The sequence below is a fragment of the Paenibacillus sp. E194 genome (genome assembly GCF_000935845.1).
Taxonomy (GTDB): domain Bacteria; phylum Bacillota; class Bacilli; order Paenibacillales; family Paenibacillaceae; genus Paenibacillus_B; species Paenibacillus_B alvei_B.
Genome location: NZ_JMDX01000515.1, coordinates 1 through 1,019, shown reverse-complemented (window position 1 = coordinate 1,019; position 1,019 = coordinate 1). Strand labels below are relative to the sequence as shown.

The 1,019-nt window shown below is 55.3% G+C and carries 1 protein-coding gene; it reads right to left on the bottom strand.

What is annotated here, in order from left to right; translation table 11 throughout:
- Positions 1-964: condensation domain-containing protein (locus AZ66_RS29295; RefSeq protein WP_231587107.1), on the bottom strand; the 964-nt coding region annotated here is incomplete at its 3' end.
- Between the last annotated feature and the right edge of the window lie 55 nt (positions 965-1,019).

Here is a 1,019-nt window from a genome sequence, read left to right as displayed (position 1 = left end):
TCGCTCCGGTCTCTGCAGCAATTCGCTGCAAGCTTGCAGTCACCTCTGAACTAACATCAAAGGTAATATCGTCTCCTTCGAAGCTCTGCACTGCAGGGCGCGCATAATCCGTCGGCAGCTCCAATACCGGGATATCGCCCGTAAACGTCTCCATCCAGAACGCTTCCTGCTTCTGCATTGTCTCGCTTTGGGCCAGCGACTGCTGCCACGCTGCATAATCTTTGTATTGAATCCGCAGCTCCGGCAAGCTATCTCCTTCATACAAGCGCGCAAATTCCTGAACAAGCACGTTCATCGAAACCCCGTCGGAAATAATATGATGCATATCGAACAGGAGCAGATGATGGTTCTCTTCCACTTCGATCAGTCCTACACGCAATAGCGGCGCTTGCTCCAAATCAAACGGACGCACGAACGACTCCACCTGCTTGGCCATATCCGCGATACGTTCCGCCTCCGACGGCTCCCCGGCTCCCTGTGAAGTTTCTGCCTTAAACATACGGCTTTCGACCTGCGTCAGACGCTTCCTCTCAACCACGAAAGGCACCTGATCGTGCACGCGCTGCACCGGCTCTCCATCCACCATCTCAAACGAGGTGCGCAGCGATTCATGGCGCGCAATCAATGCGCGGAACGCTTGCTCCAGCCGCTCCGTAGCGAGTGGCCCTTCTACCGCATATACCCCCGGCATATTGTAACCGAGCGAAGCACCCCTCAATTGGTTCAGGATATACATCCGTTTCTGAGCAGAGGAGAGCGGATAATACGCTCTTGCTTCCACCGGCTCGATCGACGCATACAGCTGCTGCTCCATCCCCGCAACCGCCTGCGCCAGTTGTTCCAGCGTCGGCACCTGGAAGATGATCCGCAGCGGTACGTTTACATTCAATTCCTTATGCATCCGAGCCATCAGCATCGTCGCTTTCAACGAGTGGCCTCCAAGATCGAAGAAGTTGTCCTTCACCCCGACCTTTTCCACGCCGAGAACGCTTTGCCAAATGCCCGCCAACCGGTTCTCC